This is a genomic window from Fulvivirga kasyanovii (assembly GCF_009711405.1).
Classification (GTDB): domain Bacteria; phylum Bacteroidota; class Bacteroidia; order Cytophagales; family Cyclobacteriaceae; genus Fulvivirga; species Fulvivirga kasyanovii.
The window spans coordinates 1-1,478 of the sequence record NZ_SMLW01000170.1 but is presented as its reverse complement, the minus strand read 5'-3'; the positions used below and the strand labels follow the sequence as shown (position 1 = coordinate 1,478).

The 1,478-nt window shown below is 41.5% G+C and carries 1 protein-coding gene; it reads left to right on the top strand.

What is annotated here, in order from left to right:
* Positions 1-8: 8 nt before the first annotated feature.
* Positions 9-1,478: apolipoprotein N-acyltransferase (gene lnt / locus E1163_RS00565; protein WP_246223449.1), on the top strand; the 1,470-nt coding region annotated here is incomplete at its 3' end.

Sequence of the window (1,478 nt, the reverse complement as noted above, 5' to 3'; positions counted from 1 at the left end):
CGTTTTCTTTGACACCCTTCCTTTTTATCGCATTCATCCCTTTACTCTTTATTATAGACCGGCAAACCTCAATTAAGAGATCCTGGGCCCATGCATACCTGGCTTTTTTCATCTGGACAGTTGGTACCATGTACTGGATTGGCAATACAAAAATTGATTTCCAGGGCTTTGTCATTATAGCTATTGCCTGGATATTGATCCCCCTTTTTCAAAGTTTACCTTTTCTTGTATTTGCCTGGGCAAAAAAGAAGGTTGACCAAGTGTATATCTGGTATTTGCTGCCTTTGATATGGGTTAGTTATGAATACTTGCACAGCAGTTGGCAGTTGGCATTTACCTGGTTGCACCTCGGCTTTGGCCTAAGTCCGGTGCCCTGGTTTATTCAGTTTTATGAGTATACAGGATATCTTGGGGGTTCATTGGTAATTGTATTGCTTAATGTCATGATTTTCAATGCTATCAAAGCATATGGAAGCATAAGTTTTAAACGCAATTTGTCGATGACCACTGGTGTTATTGCTATCCTGATATTGGCGAACCTGCTCTTATATCCGCAGCCAAAAAAAGGAAGTGCCTCAATAAAAGCAGCTATTGTGCAAAGCAATGCCGACCCATATGAGGTATTGGATAAACACAGCCTCAAGCGACAAGTTGGTACTCTGCAAAGGCTGCTGCTTCCGTTAAAGGGAAAAGGGGTAGATCTCGTTGTGCTTTCAGAGGGTTATTTGAGAACCTCCCCTCTTGCTCCTTTAGTACTTAATAATGTCGATGAGCAGCCGGCTATTAAGGAGATCAAAAAGATATCTAAAGAAATTAATGCACCTATACTGGTTGGGTTTATCGGGTTTAAGCTTTTCGATAGTAAAGCTGTTGCTCCCTCATCTGCCCTTTCCACAGGTGATGGCAGGTATTTCAGCGCCTATAACGGGGCCATGCTTGTAGCTCACGATAAGGCTACACAAATGCAAATGAAGAATAATCTGGTGCCTTTTATGGAAAGGATACCTTATCTTGATCAACTGTCATTCTTTGAAAAATTCAAGCTCCAGCTTAACCAGGCTAAAAACAGTTACGAAAAGGATGATGAAATAAATGTTTTTGAATACAAGCACCTGCGCATCGGAACCCTGATCTGTCTTGATGCCCTTTTTCCAGGCTATTCTAGCCACTTTATAAATAAAAAAGCAAACATAATGGCTGTGATAGCGAATGACAGTTGGGCTGGCAATACTTCTGGTTATCTGCAAAATGCCCAGTATGCTTCTGTCGTGGCCAGCTCTTTACGCAGAGATGTGGTTCGGTGCGCAACCACAGGTAAATCTATGTTTGTGGATAAAAGTGGCTCTAAGCGTAAGGTTACTTCATGGGATGAAGAGGTAGTTATAATGGATAATATGCGTTTACTGGAGGAAAGCACTTTTTATGCCTACGCTAAAGATTGGCTGGGGCTGTTAAGTGCTGTTGTATCAGGTATATTT